Raw genomic sequence first — 15,695 nt, forward strand, 5'->3', positions numbered from 1 at the left:
TCCATGACCGACGTGCTGCTCTGCCTCCTACTCACCATGGCCGTCACGGCAGGCGTGACGCTGTGGGTGACGTTCCAGGTCGCCGAGGAGGACAGACTGGTCGTCGCCGTGTCCGCGGGTGCGATGGCCCTGGGGCTCTGCATCGCGCTGACGTTCACCACCTACCGCGCGATCCGCGCGCGGCGGACCGTCGCACGCCTGCGCACGCTGGAGAACGGCCTTGCCAGGCTGGTGGGGGAGGTCCTGCCGAAGGCCGCGGCCCGGGTGCGCGACGGCGCCTCCGCCGACACGGTCCTCGCCGAGCTGGCGCCGACGGCCGCCGACGTGCCGGGGAAGCTCCTCGGCGCCGTGGTCCGGGAGATCGGCGTGAGCGAGCGGCAGCGGTCGGCCGCGATGGCCGCGTGCGCGAACGCCGCGGGCCGGGTGCAGGCCATGGCGACGAGCATGCTCGCCGACCTCCGCGAGATGGAGGGCCGCCACGCCGAGAACGTGCTGGGCGACCTGCTGAAGCTCGACCACAGCACCGCGCAGACCGGCCGCCTCGCCGACAGCATCGCGGTGCTCACCGGTGCGCGCTCGGGCCGCCGCTGGACCAAGCCGATCGTGATGGAGTCCATCCTGCGTGGCGCGATGGGCCGGATCCAGGCGTACCAACGGGTCCAGGTCCACTCGAGCAGCACGGCCGCGGTCGTCGGCTACGCCGCGGAGGACGTGATGCACGCGCTCGCCGAGCTGATGGACAACGCGACCCGGTTCTCCGCGCCGTCGGAAGAGGTGCACGTCTACGTCGAGGAGCTGCACACCGGCGTCGTGGTCACCATCGAGGACGGCGGGCTCGGCATGAAACCGCAGGCACTCGCGCGGGCGGAGTCGGCCGTGTCCACCGACGGGCCGCTGGACCTCGCGAAGGTGCCCGGCACGCGGCTCGGCCTGGTGGTCGTGGGCTCGCTCGCGCGCAAGCACAAGCTGCAGGTGTACTTCCGGCCGTCGTCGCGGGGCGGCACCGGCGTGGTGATCCGCATCCCGCAGCAGCTCGTGATCCACCCGCGTGCGGACGCGCCCGCCACGGCGCGCACCGACTCGCGGACCGCCGGGTCCGTCCGGGCGGGGAGCGGGGACACCGCGACCGCCACCGGGGCCACGGCGACCACCACGACCAGGGCGCCCGTCACCACCGCCACCGCGGTGCTGGACTCGGCGCCGCCACCTACCGAGGACACCGTGGAACTGCCAGAACTACCGGAACTGCCCAAGCGGCCACGTGGGCAGACGCTCGCCGCCGCCGTCCGTGCGACGGAGGCGAAACGCAAACCCGGGGAACGCACCGAGAAGAGGACCGACATCGGCGCGCGCTTCAGCGCTTTCCAGCAGGGCCGCCGATCCACCACGCCAGACCAGTCCGCTGGAGAGGAAGACTCGTTATGACCATGGCGACCGACGCCAACCTCACCTGGATGCTGGAGAGCCTGGTGGAGCAGACCGCGGGCGCCACGCACGCGCTGGTGCTCTCCAGAGACGGGCTCAAGCTCTGCCACACGTCCGGGATGTCGATCGACCAGGCCGACCAGCTGTCCGCGATCGCGGCGGGCGTGCAGGCGCTGTCCCAGGGCGCCTCCGTCGAGTTCGGGGACGGCACCGGCGGGGTGCGGCACTCGATGACCGAGTTCCACGGCGGCATCCTGTTCATCGTCGAGGCCGGTGAGGGCGCCCACCTGGCCGTGGTCGCGGCCGAGGACGCCGACGTCGGGCTGATCGGCCACCGGATGAACGAGCTGGTGGAACAGATCGGCGCCTTCCTGATCGCGCCGCCCCGGCAGCCAGAGCGCACCCAGCAGGCATGATCCGCCGCGAGCTCGACAACGAGGAGCCGGACCGGCTCTACACCGTCACCCGCGGGCGCAGCGTCGCGGACGACCCCCACCTCGACATCGTCACGCTGATCGTCGCCGCCGCCGACCCCGCGCCGGGCATGCAGTCCGAGCACGCCAGGATCCTGCGCGCGTGCCGCGCTCCGGTCGCCGTCGTGGAGATCTCCGCCGACCTCGGGCTGCCGGTCGGCGTGGTGAAGATCCTCCTGTCCGACCTGCTGCGGGCCGGCAAGATCACCGCCCGCCACCCGTCGTCGTCGGCGCGCGCCCGCACGCAGCTGCCCGACACCGCTCTCCTGAAGAAGGTGCTCGTTGGACTCCACAAGCTCTGAGCCCCGCGTGCCGCTGGCCGGCACGGTGACCGAGGGCCTGAAGATCGTGATCGTCGGCGGGTTCGGCGTCGGCAAGACGACCATGGTCCGCGCGGTGAGCGAGATCCGGCCGCTGTCAACCGAGGAGACGATGACCCAGGCGGGGGAGGGCATCGACCACCCCGGTCTCGCCGACGGCAAGACCACCACGACCGTCGCGTTCGACTTCGGCCGCATCAGCCTGGACGACCAGATGGTGCTCTACCTGTTCGGCGCGCCCGGCCAGGAACGGTTCTGGTTCGTGTGGGACCGGTTGTTCTCCGGCACGCTCGGCGCGGTGGTCCTCGTGGACACCCGCAGGCTCGCCGACTCCTGGTACGCCATCGACCGGCTCGAACACCACCGGACGCCGTTCATCGTGGCACGCAACAACTTCCCGGGTTCCACGCACAGCATCGAGGACGTGCGGGACGCGTTGTCGCTGCCGGACGACGTGCCGCTGATCGACTGCGACGCCCGCGACCGCGCGTCGGCGAAGAAGGTGCTGATCACCCTGGTGGACCACCTCTACGAGCTGAGCACCGCCAAGGAGGCCGTCCTGTCATGACCGACGTCGTGCGCCGCACCGAAGCGGTTCCGCTGTACGGGGACCGGTACCAGACCGACCCCGCCGGGTTGTACGCGGAGATCCGCGAGACGCACGGGCCGGTCGCGCCCGTGCTGCTGGAGGGCGACATCCCGGCGTGGTTCGTGTGCGGGTACCGGGAGCTGCACCAGGTCACCACCGACGCCGCGCTGTTCGCGCGGGACACGCGGCGGTGGAACGCGTGGGAGACCGTGCCGGACGACTGGCCGCTGCTGCCGCACCTGGTGCACAACCCGTCGGTCATGTTCACCGAGGGCCCGGAGCACCGCAGACGCGCCGGTGCCCTGTCCGACGCGCTCGAGTCGGTGGACCAGTTCGAGCTGGCGAACCAGTGCGAGCGCATCGCCGACCAGATGATCGACCGGTTCGCGGGCGCGGGCGAGGCCGAGCTGATGGGCCAGTACGCGTCGCGGATCCCGCTGAGTGCCACGGCGATGATGTGCGGGGTGCCCGAGTCGGAGGCCAGGATCCTCGTCGACGACGTGATGGGCGCGCTGAACTCGTCGATGGCGAACCAGATGGCCGTGTACGGCCGCATGCAGGAGGAGATGCAGCGGCTCGTCGACCGCAAGCGCGCGCTGCCCGGCGTGGACGTGCCGTCGCACCTGCTGGCCGACCCCGCGAACCTGGGGGACGAGGAGATCCTGTCGGACCTGCTCGTGGTGCTGCTGCAGGCGCACCAGCAGACGACGAACTGGATCGGCAACACGATCGGCCTGATGCTGACCGACGAGCGGCTGGCGGTCACGCTGTCCGGTGGCCGGTCCAGCGTCGGCGACGCGCTCAACGAGGTGCTGTGGCACGACACCCCGACGCAGAACTACCTGGGCCGCGTCGCCACCCGCGACACCCGCCTCGGCGGGCAGCGGATCCGGGCGGGTGACCTGCTGGTGCTCGGCCTGGCCGCCGCCAACGCCGACCCGCAGGTCAAGCCCGAGGGCACGGCGGGCACGGCGGGCAACCGGGCGATGATGTCGTTCGGCCACGGCGAGCACGGCTGCCCCTACCCGGCGCCGGAGCTCGCCGAGATCATCGCGAAGACCAGCGTCGAGGTGCTGATCGACCGGCTGCCCGATCTGGTGCTGTCCGAGGAGCTCGAATGGCGCTCGTCGGTGTGGACCCGCGGCCTGGTCCGGCTCCCGGTGACCTTCACCCCGACGTACGTGCCCTGAGCCGCTCGCGGGCCGTCAGGTGGCCGGCGCTTCCACGGTCTCCTGTGGAATCGCGGTCTCGACGTCCTCGGCGTCCACAGTCGTCTGCGGCGCCGGGAGGCTCGGTTCCACGGTGGCGGTCAGTGGGCTGGGATCGGTGGCGAACCGCTCGCGGCAACGGGCCGCCAACCGTCGACTTCCAACAGTCATGGCAACTCTCCTCGTCCGTCCCATGACTACCCCGATCGCGGGAGTTCATCCCTTCGTTCCCACCGTCGCGTCGAACCGGAACTCGAGGAGGCTGCGGCCGCCGGACACCGTGGTCATCGTGTCGAGGACCAGTCCGTGCGCGGCGGCGAGCGTGCGGAACTCGTCGGCCCGGCGTTCGCGGCCGCCGTAGAGGGTGAGCATGACGAGGTCGATCCCGGTGCTCGCGTGCTCGCCGCCCACCGGTTCCACGACGAGCACGCGGCTCGCGGGGGTGGCGGCCTCGACGCACCGGGACAGGATCCGGTCGGCGTGCTCGTCGTCCCAGTCGTGGAGGATGTCGACCATCAGGTAGGCGTCCGCGCCCGCCGGGAGCGGGTCGAAGAAGCTGCCCGCGGTCACCTCGGCCCGGTCGCCGAGGCCTGCGTCGGCGAAGGTCTGCCGGGCGTCGGCCGCGGTGGGGGCGAGGTCGAGGAGGTGGCCGCGCAGCCGTGGGTTGGCGGTGAGGATGGCGGCGAGCAGGTGGCCCCGGCCGCCGCCGACGTCGACCAGGGTGCCGAAGCGGGACCAGTCGAACCCGGCGACGATCTGCGGGACCTCGTCGCGGAGCCGCCGGGTCATCTGCCGGTCGAACGACGCCCGCAGGTGGGGGTGCTCGGCGAGGTCGGCCCAGAAGTCCTGGCCGTAGCGGCGTGAGTAGGCCTCCTGGCCGGTCGTGACGCTGTGGGCCAGCTCGACGAGCGCCAGCTCACCTCGGCCGCCCGCGGTGTCGAGGTGCAGGAGGGTGGCCAGCATGTTCCCGGCGTCGGCGCGGAGGTGCGCGCCGAACGCGGTGGTCCGGTAGCCGGTGGCGGTCCGTTCGACCACGCCGAGGGTCGTGAGGTGGTTCAGCAGCAGCGTGAGGCCGACCGCCGAGACGTCGAGCTCGGGTGCCAGGCGGGCGGGATCGTCACCGTCACCGGCCAGCCGCTCCGGCAGGCCCAGGGTGACCGCGACCCGCAGGGCCATCGGGGTGGCCAGTCCGGCCAGGCGGGAGAGTTCTGCGATGGCGTTCTCGTTGTGCACCACGACGATCCACGGTGCCAGGTCTGTCAACCGGGATCCGGCACGGCCGCACCGCGACCCCCCGGGTCGCGGTGCGGCCGTGTTCGCTCTCGTCAGCCGGTCACGAGGCTGAGGCCGTACGCGGACAGGATCGGGTTCACCGGCTGGAAGTAGCAGGTGGCCGAGTTGCCGCCGGACACGACGCCCTGGGCCTGGTCGCCCGCGATGAACGCGCCACCGGAGTCACCCGGCTGGCACAACGCGTCCGTCGCGGTGAGGCCGGACACCGAGCCCTCCGGGTAGTTCACGGTCTGGTTCTTCGCGCCGATGCTGCCCTGGGTGACACCGGTGGTGGAGCCGGACTTGCTGACCGCCGCGCCGGTCTCGGCCTCCGTCGACCCAGCGACGGCGCCGACGCCGCTCACCTGGCCGACCGGGTTCCAGTCGCCGCTGGTCTGCACCCAGGCGTAGTCGGCGCCCGGGAACTGGGAGCCGCCCCACGAGCCGAGCGCGGCACCGTCCTTCGACAGCGCGCCGCCGCCGGTCAGCGCCTCGCAGTGGCCCGCGGTCACGAAGCCGCCGCCCACGGAGAAACCGACCGAGCAGCGGGACGACCCGATGTTGTACGCCTCGCCGCCCTGGATGTCGGCGAACAGCCGTGGCCGGTCCGCCGACTCGGTGATGCGGACGTCGGTCACCCCGGCGGCCGCGGCGAACGCGCGCCCTTCTTCCGCCGTGCCCGGCAGCACGGTCATGTTGACCGCGTTGTTCCGCACGTCGACGCCCCACACGGTCACCGAGTCGGGTGCCGTGGCCTCGGCCGCGTTCATGCCGGCCACCATCGTGTCCAGGTCGGCCTCGCTGTGCCGCACGACCTTCGCGACCGCGCCCGCGGCGGCGACCTCCCCGGCCCGTGCCGCGTCGGTGACCGCGACGACGAGGTTCCCGTTCTCCAGCCACGAGCCACCGAAGTCGGCGCCGAGGTCCGTGCTCAGCACGTCGGCGGTCCTGGCCAGTGCCATGTCGTCCACGGCGGGAGCCGCGGTCGCGGTGCCGCCGAGCGGCACCGCGAGGGCGAGTGCCGTCAGCCCGGCGCTCGCGAGCAGGGCGGTTTTCCTTGTGGTCACGGTCGTCTCCTTCGCAGGGTGCGCAGAGCGCTTGGTCGGGTGAGACGGTCGACCGGTCCAATCCGTTATAACGTCGCGTATCCGCCCGGGACAAGATCTGTGGCCGGAGACCAGACGAAAGTAGTGTCGCCGGCTACGCCCGCGTTCCGGGGCCGCCACGCGTCTCCGGTCCATTGAGGACAGAGACGTGCGGCGCCCGTGCGAGGGGCCACGACCTCACAGCCAGTCGTGCTCGCGTGCGTAGCGCGCCGCCTCGTGGCGGGTGCGGGTCTGGGTCTTCTGCATCGCGTTGGAGAGGTAGTTGCGCACCGTGCCCTCCGCGAGGTGGAGCTGTGTCGCGATGTCCGCGACCGAGTACCCCTCGCGGGTCGCCCGCAGCACGTCGATCTCCCGGTCGGTGAGCGGGCAGTCGTCGACGACGGCGAGCGCGGAGACGTCCGGGTCGATCCACCGCTTGCCTTCGTGCAGGGTCGCGACGACCGACGCGATGTGCGCGGGCTCGGCCGACTTGCTGACGAAGCCCTGGACGCCGAGCTTGAGCGCCTTGCGGAGCACCCCGGGCCGCGCGTGGCGGGTCAGCATGAGGATGACCTGCTCCGGCCGTTCCCCGCGGATCTCCGCGACCGCGCCGAGTCCGTCCACATTGGGCATCTCCAGGTCGATGACGAGCACGTCGGGCCGGTGTGCCAGCGTGGCCCGCACGGCCGCCGCGCCGTCCTCCGCCTCGGCGAGCACGGTGATCTCACCCTCGAGCGGGAGCAGCGCGGCCATCGCCTTGCGGAGGAGGGCCTCGTCGTCGGCCAGCACCACGGTGGTCACCGGTTCTCCCGGGGGTGCGGGAACGCCGCGGCCGTTCGGAAACGTCCGTCCTCCTGTGCCACCGTCAGTTCCCCTCCGTTGTCCGCCACCCGCTGCCGCAGGGTCGCCAGTCCCCTGAGCTCGGGCAGCGGGGTGTCCGGTACGCCGTCGTTGACGATGGTGATCCCCGCCTCCGACAGGGTGATGCGCACCTGCGTGGCGTCCGCGTGCCGCAGGATGTTGGTCGTCGTCTCCCGGAGGACCTGGCCCAGCAGCTCGCCGGCCCGAGTGTCCACTTCGGCCGGCCGGTCTGCGCGCACGCGGATGCCGGCCGCCTCGAAGAGGTTCTTCGCGTTCTCCAGCTCCACGGACAGGTTGAGCCGCCGCTGCGCGTAGGCGAGTTCCTTGGTCTGCTTGATGGTGTCGCCGACCAGCGCGTGGATCTCCCGCAGCTCGCCGGCCGCCCGGTCGGCGTCGGAGCGCACCAGCTTCTCCGCCAGCGCGACCTTGAGCTTCACCACGTGCAGCGTGTGGCCCTGGATGTCGTGCAGCTCGCTCGCGAACCGGATGCGCTCCCGCGCGACGGCCAGCTCCGCCTCGTGTTCCCGCGCCTCCTCCAGCTCCGCCAGGAGGTCGTAGAACCGCTGGTTCGCGAACATGAACCCGAGCGTCAGCACCGCGACACCGCCGGGGATCAGCACGAACTGGAGCAGCTCGTCCGATGTGTCCTCATGGGACACCAGGAGCCGCACCGCGCCCACCCCGGCGACGTAGGCGACCAGGCCGAGCGCCGCCACGATCCGGTGGCGCGGCAGCTGCGGGACGACGAGCGGCCCCACGATGGTGAGGCCGTAGAACGCCGTCCCGCTGTCGGCCACCAGCGTGCCGAACAGCCACACCGCCGCCGTGACGGCCAGGCAGGGGACCGCGACCCCCAGCAGGCCGCCCATCGCCCACCGCACCACGGCCACGATCGCCGTCCCCACGCCCACGACGAGGACGACGGCCTCCCACCACGTGTCGGAGTCGACCACCACCAGCAGTATCCCGACCGGGAGCAACGTCACGAGCTGGGTGGTGATGTCCAGCCTGCGCATCCGGTCACGCGTCGCCTCGGTGCGCTCGGACAGCTCGCTGGACGGGCTCATGCCGCCAGGGTAGAGGCCCGTCGCGCGCGGTCACCAGTGACGCCACGTCATGTCCGCGACCGCGAAACGTCATGCCGAAGAGGTGACGTGGCCGCACTGCCGGTCCGGCGCCGCGACGGCTGAGATCAGTGGCATGACCTCTGCACCCGTCATCGACGTCGAACGACTGAACCTGTCCTATGGCGACTTCCACGCCGTGCGGGACCTGACCTTCCACGTGCGGCGCGGCGAGTTCTACGCGCTGCTCGGCACCAACGGCGCCGGGAAGACCTCGACCCTGGAGATCATCGAGGGCCACCGCACGGCCACCTCGGGAGCCGTGCGGGTCTTCGGGCAGAGCCCGCGCGCCCGGCGCGCGGTGCGGCCGAGGATGGGGATCATGTTGCAGGAGAGCGGGTTCTCACCGGACCTGACGGTGCGCGAGTCGGTCCGGTTGATCGGGCGGCTCACCGAACGCACGGACCAGGTCGACCGCGTGCTCGGGGTCGTCGACCTCACGCACAAGGCGGGCACGAAGGTGTCCCAGCTGTCCGGCGGCGAGAAGCGCAGGCTGGACTTCGCCACCGCGGTGTACGGCACGCCGGAGCTGATCTTCCTGGACGAACCCACCACCGGTCTGGACATCCAGTCCCGGGACGACCTGTGGGACGCCGTGGACCGGCTGCGCGAGGACGGGTCCACCGTCGTGCTCACCACGCACTACCTCGAAGAGGCCCAGCAGCGCGCCGACCGCATCGGTCTCATGCACAAGGGCACCTTCCACCGGGAAGGGACCGTCGCCGACCTGACGCGGACGCTCCCGTCGGTCATCCGCTTCACCCTTCCCGTGCCCGCTCCCGTGCTGCCGCTGCAGGCCACGCGCAAGAACGACGGGAAGTTCGTCGTGGAGACCTTCGCGCTGAACAAGGACCTCCACACCCTGCTCGGCTGGGCGCAGGACAACGCGGTGGACCTGCGCGACCTGGAGGCCGGGCCGACCCGGCTCGACGACGTCTTCCGCGCCATCGGCAACTGAACTCCCCTACCGGACAAGGACATTCCCATGCTCACCATCGCGTTCAGCGAACTGGTCCAGATCTTCCGCAACCGGCTCGTGCTCGTCACGAGCCTCGTCATCCCCGTGGCCGTCAGCGCGTTCTTCGTCAGCAGGCACGAGGTGTTCGCGGAGCTGGGCGGCCTCGGCTACATCGCGGCGGTGGTCGTGTTCACCGTGGCGGCGTTCGGCCTCTACACCACCACCGTGACCACCCTGGCCTCCCGCAGGCAGAACCTCTTCCTCAAACGACTGCGTTCCACCGCCGCGAGCGACGCGGGCATCCTCTCCGGACTGCTCCTCCCCATCACCGTCATCACGCTGGTCCAGGTGACCGCGATACTCGCCGTGTTCGCCGGGGTCACCGGCACCCCGGCCAACGTCCCGCTGCTGGTGGCGGCCGTCGCCGCGACGGTGGTGATGATGCTGGGCCTCGGGCTGGCCACGGCAGGGCTGACGAACTCACCCGAGCACGCGCAGGTGACCACGCTGCCCATCAGCATCGGCACCATCGCCGTGGCCAGCTGGGTGGGCCTCACCGGCACCGAGGAGCTGACGCTGCTCAAGCGCCTGCTGCCCGGCGGTGCGGCCACCGAATTGGTCGGCAACGCCTGGGACGGCGGCGTCGCGGTGCCGGACTCCCTCGTACTGCTGGCACCCACCCTGGGCTGGGTCGTCGTCGCCGTGGCGCTGGCGTCCCGCTTCTTCCGCTGGGAACCCCGCCGTTGACGGTTCACCGTTTCGTGTACTGGGGCGAGGTCCACCGAGCGTCGCGGCCACCGGCTGTCGATCATCGAACGCGTGCCGCCCCACGATGGTGTCCGGAAAGGACAGACAATGGCAACCACCGTTACCGGACAGTTCCGCCGCGACCGCTTGTCCGATCCGGACACCGTGCGCGCCGCGATCACGGACGTCTGGTCCGGCCGGCCGGTGATCGTCGTCGACGAGGACCGGGAGGACGAGGGACACCTGATCATGGCCGCCGAGCACGCCACGGCGCACGCGCTCGCGTTCTACCTGCGGCACACGAGCGGGCTGATCTGCGCGCCGATGGCACCGGAGGTCGCGGACCGGCTGCGCCTGCGGCAGATGGTCGACGACAACGAGGATCCGGCCGGCACGGCGTACACCGTGTCCGTCGACGCCGCGGCCGGCATCGAGTCCGGCATCTCCGCGGCGGACCGCGCCTGCACCCTCCGGCTCCTCGCGGATCCCGCCACCACGGCGGAGATGGTGCGCAGGCCCGGGCACGTGTTCCCCCTGCGCGCCAACGCGGGCGGCCTCGCAGGGCGCCGCGGCCACACCGAGGCCGCGGTGGCGCTGGTGCGCCTGTCCGGTCTCGCGCCGGTCGCACTGATCAGCGCTGTGTGCGACGACGACGGGAGCGTCGCCCGGCTGCCCCAGCTGCGTGCGCTGGCAGGCAGGCACTGGCTGAACGTCGTGTCCATCGACCAGATCGTCGCGTTCGCGCCGCCCGCGCTCTGATGCGCGCCCGGTGCGCGGTAGTCCTCGTGCGGTCAGGCGATCCGTCCGCTCAGCCCACCGCGGCTGTGTCCACTGTGTCCACGGGGCCTCTCGTACAGGACGGTGTCGAGGTCGTCGAGACCGGTCGCCCGGCGCAGCGGGACCGGTTCGAGGTGACCGACGCGGTGGTCGTCCTCCCGCAGCGCGGTGACGAAGCGGGCCACGTGCCGGGGCGGCGGGACGACGGTGGTGCCGCCGAGGTGGCGGAGGACGGTGAGACCGTCCGACGGGGACTCGATCGCGGCGGACCAGCCGTGGACCTCGTCCCAGAGCAGGGCGACGTCGTGGTCGGGGTAGCCGGGCAGCCGCTCGTCGAGGGCCACGTAGGCCGAGACGGGGGTGTCGTGGTCGACGGTGCAGGACTCGAGGCCGACGCCCAGTGCGGTCGTGACGTCGGTGAGGTAGGCGCGCAGCGCGGTGAGCGCGGGGTGGGGGTATCCGGTGGGGATGTCGAGTGACGCGGTCACGGTGGGTCTCCCGTGCGGGAAGGGACCGGCGATGCCGGTGCACCGGTCCCTTCCCGGGTCGGTCCGTCAGGCCTGGATCTCTTTGCGGTCCTCGCGGGTGCCCGCGATCTCGATGCGCCTCGGCTTGGCCTTCTCGGCGACCGGGATCCGCACGGTCAGGACCCCCGCCGAGTAGTCGGCGGAGATGTGGTCGGTGTCGAGGGTGTCGCCGAGGAAGAGCTGGCGGGAGAAGACGCCGAGCGGGCGTTCGGTGACCTGCATCTGCACGTCGTCACCGCCGGGGAGAGGCCTGCGCTCGGCCTTGACGGTCAGCACGTTGCGTTCGATGTCGACCTCGATCGCCGAGGGGTCGACGCCGGGCAGGTCGAAACAGACGACGAACTCGTTGCCGGCGCGGTAGGCGTCCATCGGCATCGCGGCCGGCTTGGACCAGGTTCCGGGGGTTGCGGTGCCCAGTACCTGCTGGGCGAACCGGTCCAGCTCACGGAACGGGTCGGTGCGCATCAACATCGGTGTCCACCTCCTGGCTGTCGGGTCTGGTGTCAACACGCACCACAGTTCTAACATGTCATCGAAAGGATGACAAGTATCAAGTCGTCGATGGGATGACACATGGACGTGGACCCGGCCAGGACCGTGCGGGATGTGCACGACGTCGTGCTGGCGGCCCGACGCGGCGACGTGGAGCCTGCCCGGCTCCTCGCCGCGCTGGCCGCGCTGCGCTCGGTGCGCGAGCAGCTCGGCGAGTGGGAACCGGAACTGATCGCGGTGGCGAGGACGGGCGGGCTCAGCTGGGCCGCGCTCGCGCCCGCGCTCGGGGTGGCGAGCAGACAGGCCGCGGAGCGGCGGTTCCTGCGGTTGCAGCCGTCCGCCACGGGGGAGCGGACGGGCGAGGCCCGTGTCGACGCGGAGCGGGACCGCCGTGCGGGCGACCGCGCGGTGGCCGACTGGGCGCGACGCAACTCGGCTGTGCTGCGGCAGGTCGCCGGCCAGGTCAGCGCCCTGACCGGCCTGGACACCGCGGCGCGCGACACCGCCGACCGGGTCGGCTCGGCCCTGGGCGACGACGACGTCGCGACGTTGCTGCCACACCTGGCCGCCCTTCGCGGACAGCTGTCACCGGAGCACGCAGGCCTCTCCGCACGACTCGACGCGATCAGCGACCAGGCCGAGCAACTGCGCCAGGAAGCCGTCGGCAACCGCCGCACACGCAACACCTGACCCGCGTCAGGCGGCTTCCCAGTAGACGTCGTTCGAGCGGATGGTCTCGCCGTCCAGGTCGGCGTTGACGTGGACCGTCTTCCCGATGCCCGCGTAGGCGAACTGGTTGTCGACCGCGTAGCCGTTGGCGTCCGTGGTGAACGTGTGGCCTTCGTTCGAGTAGCCCGGTTCGGTCGACTGCGGGTCCACGAAGATCTGGGCGTTCGGCGGGAACCCGACCAGCTCGACGTGCATCCACGCGCAGCCGGGCAGCGCGCCGCAGTGCTGGGTGGTCGCGGGACCGCGGCTCAGGTTGACCTTCGCGGTGGCACCGGGAGGCTGGCCCGTGATGATCGTCGCGGACTGGCCAGGCACCTGCCGCCCGGCCGGGTCCGTGGTGACCGGCGTGACCGTGATGGTCAGCTCCTGGTCGATCTGGACGTCGTTCAGCATCATCGACGTGCCGGTGACCGTCAGCTGCCGGACCCCCACGACCTCCACCACGTAGTGCAGGAGCGGGCCGGTGCCCATGTCGGCGGGCGCGGCCCAGTTCGCGGTCACGGTCGAGCCCGCGGTGTCGTTGTCCGCGGTGAGGTTCGTCGGCGCCGAGGCGGCCCGGAACGGCGGCGCCGGGATAACCGGGTTGGCCGACGCGCCGGGGCCGGTGCCCTTCGCGTTGGCCGCGGCCACGGTGAACACGTAGCTCGTGCCGTTGGCCAGACCGCCGATGTTCGCGGTCCTGGCGCCCGGGCCCGCGGTCGTCCGGCCACCCGCCCAGGTGATCGTGTAGCCGGTGACCGGTGCGCGGTTGTCCGGGGCGGGACCCCAGTTGACCGTCGCGGTCGAGTCGCCCGCGGTCGCGTTCACGCCGGTCGGCGCACCCGGCGGGGACGCCGGGACAGCGGGTGGCGGCGGTGGCGGCGGTGGCGGCTCCCGCCGGGGCGGCGGCTGCGTCTCCTCCCGGTCCTGGGTGGGTGGTGGTTGCCGAGGTCCGGGGTCCGGGGTCCGCGTCGGCGGCTCGTTTCCTCCCCCCGGTGGCTCGCCCTGCTCGGCGCCACCGCGCGGCGGGGCCCCCTCGCCGGGTTTCCCGCCGGTGATCCGCACGTCGGTCAGCTCGCCGTCCTTGTCGACCACGACGACGTGCTCGCCTTCGGCGCCGTCCACGTAGATGCGGTCGTCCTCACCGCGGGTGATGTGCGGGTCGCCCGTCTCGGCGGGCAGGGTCCTCGACTCCTGGGGCTGGCCCTCGCTGTCGTACGTGGTGAGCGTGTCGGATTTCTTGTCGACCACCGCGACCACCTCGCCGGTGGACACCGGGCCGTCGTAGTCGCCGTCCGGCAGCGCCACCTCGACCGGGTCGGCCACCCGGTCGTCGGCGGTGTCGACCAGGTGCATGGTGCGGCCGTCGAGGATCGCGACCCGGCCCGCGACGTCGGTGGACGCGAGCCGCGCGTCCTCGGACACGTCCACGCCGAGGTCCCGGGCGGGGCCGAGCCCGTCGTCGGCCACCGCGTGCACGGTGTCGGCGGTGGTGTCGACGAACATGAGCCGGTCGCCGACCACGGTCAGCGCGCCGCCGTGGCCCTTGGGCAGCGCGATCGAACAGGACGGCGCCGTCGACCCGGCCGCCAGCTCGCACAGCAGCCCGGCGCTGGTCCTCGGCAGCCACAGCGTGCCGTCGCCGGTGGCGACCGGCACACCGACCGGGCCGCCGAGCGACACCGCGATGGACGGCTCACCGAGCCGCGCGACCTTGCCTTCCTGCTGGTAGACGAGGTACGGGCCGCCCGTGGTCTCCACGCCGACCGGGATGCTCCGCGACTCGGAGGTGCGGGTCTCCTCGACCTCGAGGCTGGACTTGCCGAACTCGGTGACCCGCGAGCTGCCCACCACGTAACCGCTGGTGTCGCCCTGGTAGACCCGGTCACCGGCGCTGCCGGGGACGTCGGCCCGCGCGTCGACGTCCCCGGTCGAGCCGTCGACGTGGAAGACCGCGCCGAGCGCGGAGTTGTACACCCAGTGGCCCGGCAGCAGGAACTGCACGGCGGACACCGGGTTCGCCGCGCCGGTCACGGCGGCGACCACCGCGGCCACACACGCCACGACCACCGCCACGACCGGGAGGCGAGCACGCCACGTAGCGAGACGTGCCTTCGGAGTCATGCCCACACGGTAGAAGTAGTCCTCGGCGAAAGACCAATCCGTGGCAGCAACCGGACAGCCCGGTTGCGGCCACACCCGCTGTCAGCCGTGGGCGGCCGCGTGCTGGTCGTCGGAGTCGTAGGAGCCATCCGGGTTGAGGTGGCCCTCGTCGATGACGACCCACTCGTCGTCGCCCGTGTTGGAGGCGATCGTGACGTCGCCGTCGGGGGTGATCACGGCGGCCTCGTCGGCCTGGCCGTCGTCGTTCGTGTCGGTGAACACGTACGTCGTGCCGTCTTCGCCCGCCACCACGGCGGTGTCGTTCTTGCCGTCGCTGTCGGTGTCGTAGGTGGCCGGGCCCGCGTTCACGTCCTCGCCGGGCAGGTCGACGGTCATGTCGTCCTCGCCTGCCTCGTAGTCCGCGTCCGGGGCGTCGGTGCCGGTGCTGTCGTCCGTGCCGCCTTCCGTGCTGTCGTCCGTGTCGTCGTCCGTGTCGTCGTCCGTGTCGTCGTCCGTGTCGTCGTAGGTGCCGCCGTCGGTGCTGTCGTCGGTGCCGTCGTCCGTGCCGTCGCCGGTCGGGGTCGGCAGTGCCTCGACGTCCTCCTCGTGCCACTCGCCGGTGGTCCCGTCGTACTCGGCGCCGGTGACCACGTCGCCGTTCGCGTCGAACTCGACCGCCACGTCGGCCACCCCGTCGCCGTCGGTGTCCGCGAACGCGATCGCGCCGCCGTCTTCCGTCTCGACCACCGCGGTGTCGTTCTTGCCGTCGCCGTCGAAGTCGAAGTTCTCCTCGACGACGTACTCCTCGCCGTCGATGTCGACGGTCAGCTCGTCGTCGCTCGCGCCATCGGCGAAGTCCTCGATGTGGTCATAAGGCACGTCCACGGCCTGCCCCCTCCGGAAAAGGTGATCTGTCGCGGGGTTGGAGGGGGCGGTGGCCACTTCGGTTCCACAGAGGACACCGGTCGGTAGGCGGCGGGCCCCGGAATGTTCCTGGCGGCCGGTCGCGACCCCTCGCGGGGAGTA

General features: G+C 71.8%; 18 protein-coding genes. 9 read left to right on the forward strand and 9 right to left on the reverse strand.

The window, feature by feature from the left end; all coding sequences use genetic code 11:
* Positions 1–3 precede the first annotated feature (3 nt).
* From FHR82_RS23035 to FHR82_RS23055, 5 genes are read left to right on the forward strand one after another with little or no spacing between them, the layout of a single operon-like run.
* Complete coding sequence (locus FHR82_RS23035) at positions 4–1,425, forward strand: sensor histidine kinase (RefSeq protein WP_225943892.1); 1,422 nt, start codon at positions 4–6, stop codon at positions 1,423–1,425.
* A complete protein-coding gene (locus tag FHR82_RS23040) occupies positions 1,422–1,841 on the forward strand; it encodes a roadblock/LC7 domain-containing protein (protein ID WP_184812600.1) in 420 nt (139 codons plus the stop codon). Before FHR82_RS23035 ends, FHR82_RS23040 begins: the two co-directional genes overlap by 4 nt.
* Positions 1,838–2,200 carry a DUF742 domain-containing protein gene (locus tag FHR82_RS23045; RefSeq protein WP_184812601.1) on the forward strand — a complete coding sequence of 121 codons (363 nt, stop codon included), beginning with the start codon at positions 1,838–1,840 and terminating at the stop codon, positions 2,198–2,200. The genes FHR82_RS23040 and FHR82_RS23045 overlap by 4 nt, the downstream gene beginning before the upstream one ends.
* Entirely contained in the window at positions 2,181–2,786 is a 606-nt protein-coding gene (locus FHR82_RS23050) for a GTP-binding protein (RefSeq protein WP_184812602.1), read from the forward strand. Before FHR82_RS23045 ends, FHR82_RS23050 begins: the two co-directional genes overlap by 20 nt.
* On the forward strand, positions 2,783–3,997 hold the full coding sequence (locus FHR82_RS23055; protein ID WP_184812603.1) for a cytochrome P450: 1,215 nt from the start codon (positions 2,783–2,785) through the stop codon (positions 3,995–3,997). Before FHR82_RS23050 ends, FHR82_RS23055 begins: the two co-directional genes overlap by 4 nt.
* A 15-nt stretch (positions 3,998–4,012) precedes the next feature.
* Here FHR82_RS23055 and FHR82_RS23060 read toward each other — a convergent pair whose 3' ends face one another.
* From FHR82_RS23060 to FHR82_RS23080, 5 genes are all read right to left on the reverse strand, one after another.
* Positions 4,013–4,186, reverse strand: coding sequence for a hypothetical protein (locus FHR82_RS23060; protein WP_184812604.1), 174 nt, complete (start codon positions 4,184–4,186; stop codon positions 4,013–4,015).
* A 45-nt stretch (positions 4,187–4,231) separates the two neighbouring features.
* Positions 4,232–5,269, reverse strand: coding sequence for a methyltransferase (locus FHR82_RS23065; protein ID WP_225944595.1), 1,038 nt, complete (start codon positions 5,267–5,269; stop codon positions 4,232–4,234).
* Between the two features lie 71 nt (positions 5,270–5,340).
* Positions 5,341–6,354, reverse strand: coding sequence for a S1 family peptidase (locus tag FHR82_RS23070; protein WP_311771230.1), 1,014 nt, complete (start codon positions 6,352–6,354; stop codon positions 5,341–5,343).
* Between the two features lie 216 nt (positions 6,355–6,570).
* Positions 6,571–7,173 carry a response regulator transcription factor gene (locus tag FHR82_RS23075; RefSeq protein ID WP_184812606.1) on the reverse strand — a complete coding sequence of 201 codons (603 nt, stop codon included), beginning with the start codon at positions 7,171–7,173 and terminating at the stop codon, positions 6,571–6,573.
* Complete coding sequence (locus tag FHR82_RS23080) at positions 7,170–8,300, reverse strand: sensor histidine kinase (RefSeq protein WP_184812607.1); 1,131 nt, start codon at positions 8,298–8,300, stop codon at positions 7,170–7,172. The genes FHR82_RS23075 and FHR82_RS23080 overlap by 4 nt, the downstream gene beginning before the upstream one ends.
* Before the next feature lie 133 nt (positions 8,301–8,433).
* Between FHR82_RS23080 and FHR82_RS23085 the strand changes: the two genes are divergently transcribed.
* From FHR82_RS23085 to ribB, 3 genes are all read left to right on the forward strand, one after another.
* A complete protein-coding gene (locus tag FHR82_RS23085; RefSeq protein WP_184812608.1) occupies positions 8,434–9,315 on the forward strand; it encodes an ABC transporter ATP-binding protein in 882 nt (293 codons plus the stop codon).
* A gap of 27 nt (positions 9,316–9,342) precedes the next feature.
* Positions 9,343–10,062: an ABC transporter permease gene (locus FHR82_RS23090; protein ID WP_184812609.1), complete on the forward strand. Its 720-nt coding sequence runs from the start codon at positions 9,343–9,345 to the stop codon at positions 10,060–10,062.
* A 108-nt stretch (positions 10,063–10,170) separates the two neighbouring features.
* The gene (gene ribB / locus FHR82_RS23095; RefSeq protein ID WP_184812610.1) at positions 10,171–10,821 is read left to right on the forward strand and encodes a 3,4-dihydroxy-2-butanone-4-phosphate synthase; all 651 of its coding nucleotides are present in this window, start codon (positions 10,171–10,173) and stop codon (positions 10,819–10,821) included.
* A 32-nt stretch (positions 10,822–10,853) separates the two neighbouring features.
* Here ribB and FHR82_RS23100 read toward each other — a convergent pair whose 3' ends face one another.
* Together FHR82_RS23100 and FHR82_RS23105 are read right to left on the reverse strand one after the other, a co-directional pair.
* Positions 10,854–11,327 (reverse strand): DUF6292 family protein, encoded by a 474-nt coding sequence (locus tag FHR82_RS23100; protein ID WP_311771231.1) that lies wholly within the window; start codon positions 11,325–11,327, stop codon positions 10,854–10,856.
* 66 nt (positions 11,328–11,393) lie between these two features.
* A complete protein-coding gene (locus tag FHR82_RS23105; RefSeq protein WP_184812611.1) occupies positions 11,394–11,837 on the reverse strand; it encodes an Hsp20/alpha crystallin family protein in 444 nt (147 codons plus the stop codon).
* Between the two features lie 102 nt (positions 11,838–11,939).
* Here FHR82_RS23105 and FHR82_RS23110 point away from each other — a divergent pair, with 102 nt between their 5' ends.
* On the forward strand, positions 11,940–12,548 hold the full coding sequence (locus FHR82_RS23110) for an HSP18 transcriptional regulator (RefSeq protein WP_184812612.1): 609 nt from the start codon (positions 11,940–11,942) through the stop codon (positions 12,546–12,548).
* 6 nt (positions 12,549–12,554) lie between these two features.
* On the opposite strand, the gene FHR82_RS47555 is transcribed toward FHR82_RS23110, so the two are convergent.
* Together FHR82_RS47555 and FHR82_RS23120 are read right to left on the reverse strand one after the other, a co-directional pair.
* Entirely contained in the window at positions 12,555–14,690 is a 2,136-nt protein-coding gene (locus FHR82_RS47555; RefSeq protein ID WP_184812613.1) for a fibronectin type III domain-containing protein, read from the reverse strand.
* Positions 14,691–14,771: 81 nt separating this feature from the next.
* Positions 14,772–15,554 (reverse strand): hypothetical protein, encoded by a 783-nt coding sequence (locus tag FHR82_RS23120; RefSeq protein ID WP_184812614.1) that lies wholly within the window; start codon positions 15,552–15,554, stop codon positions 14,772–14,774.
* Between the last annotated feature and the right edge of the window lie 141 nt (positions 15,555–15,695).

Source organism: Actinophytocola algeriensis, assembly GCF_014203735.1.
Lineage (GTDB): Bacteria > Actinomycetota > Actinomycetes > Mycobacteriales > Pseudonocardiaceae > Actinophytocola > Actinophytocola algeriensis.

Excerpts from the sequence above, each read along its gene's own strand:
- FHR82_RS23035 (WP_225943892.1), top strand. The coding sequence starts at position 4 with ATGACCGACGTGCTGCTCTGCCTCCTACTCACCATGGCCGTCACGGCA.
- FHR82_RS23040 (WP_184812600.1), top strand. The coding sequence starts at position 1,422 with ATGACCATGGCGACCGACGCCAACCTCACCTGGATGCTGGAGAGCCTG.
- FHR82_RS23045 (WP_184812601.1), top strand. The coding sequence starts at position 1,838 with ATGATCCGCCGCGAGCTCGACAACGAGGAGCCGGACCGGCTCTACACC.
- FHR82_RS23055 (WP_184812603.1), top strand. The coding sequence starts at position 2,783 with ATGACCGACGTCGTGCGCCGCACCGAAGCGGTTCCGCTGTACGGGGAC.
- FHR82_RS23060 (WP_184812604.1), bottom strand. The coding sequence starts at position 4,186 with ATGACTGTTGGAAGTCGACGGTTGGCGGCCCGTTGCCGCGAGCGGTTC.
- FHR82_RS23080 (WP_184812607.1), bottom strand. The coding sequence starts at position 8,300 with ATGAGCCCGTCCAGCGAGCTGTCCGAGCGCACCGAGGCGACGCGTGAC.
- FHR82_RS23085 (WP_184812608.1), top strand. The coding sequence starts at position 8,434 with ATGACCTCTGCACCCGTCATCGACGTCGAACGACTGAACCTGTCCTAT.
- FHR82_RS23090 (WP_184812609.1), top strand. The coding sequence starts at position 9,343 with ATGCTCACCATCGCGTTCAGCGAACTGGTCCAGATCTTCCGCAACCGG.
- ribB (WP_184812610.1), top strand. The coding sequence starts at position 10,171 with ATGGCAACCACCGTTACCGGACAGTTCCGCCGCGACCGCTTGTCCGAT.
- FHR82_RS23105 (WP_184812611.1), bottom strand. The coding sequence starts at position 11,837 with ATGTTGATGCGCACCGACCCGTTCCGTGAGCTGGACCGGTTCGCCCAG.
- FHR82_RS23110 (WP_184812612.1), top strand. The coding sequence starts at position 11,940 with ATGGACGTGGACCCGGCCAGGACCGTGCGGGATGTGCACGACGTCGTG.
- FHR82_RS47555 (WP_184812613.1), bottom strand. The coding sequence starts at position 14,690 with ATGACTCCGAAGGCACGTCTCGCTACGTGGCGTGCTCGCCTCCCGGTC.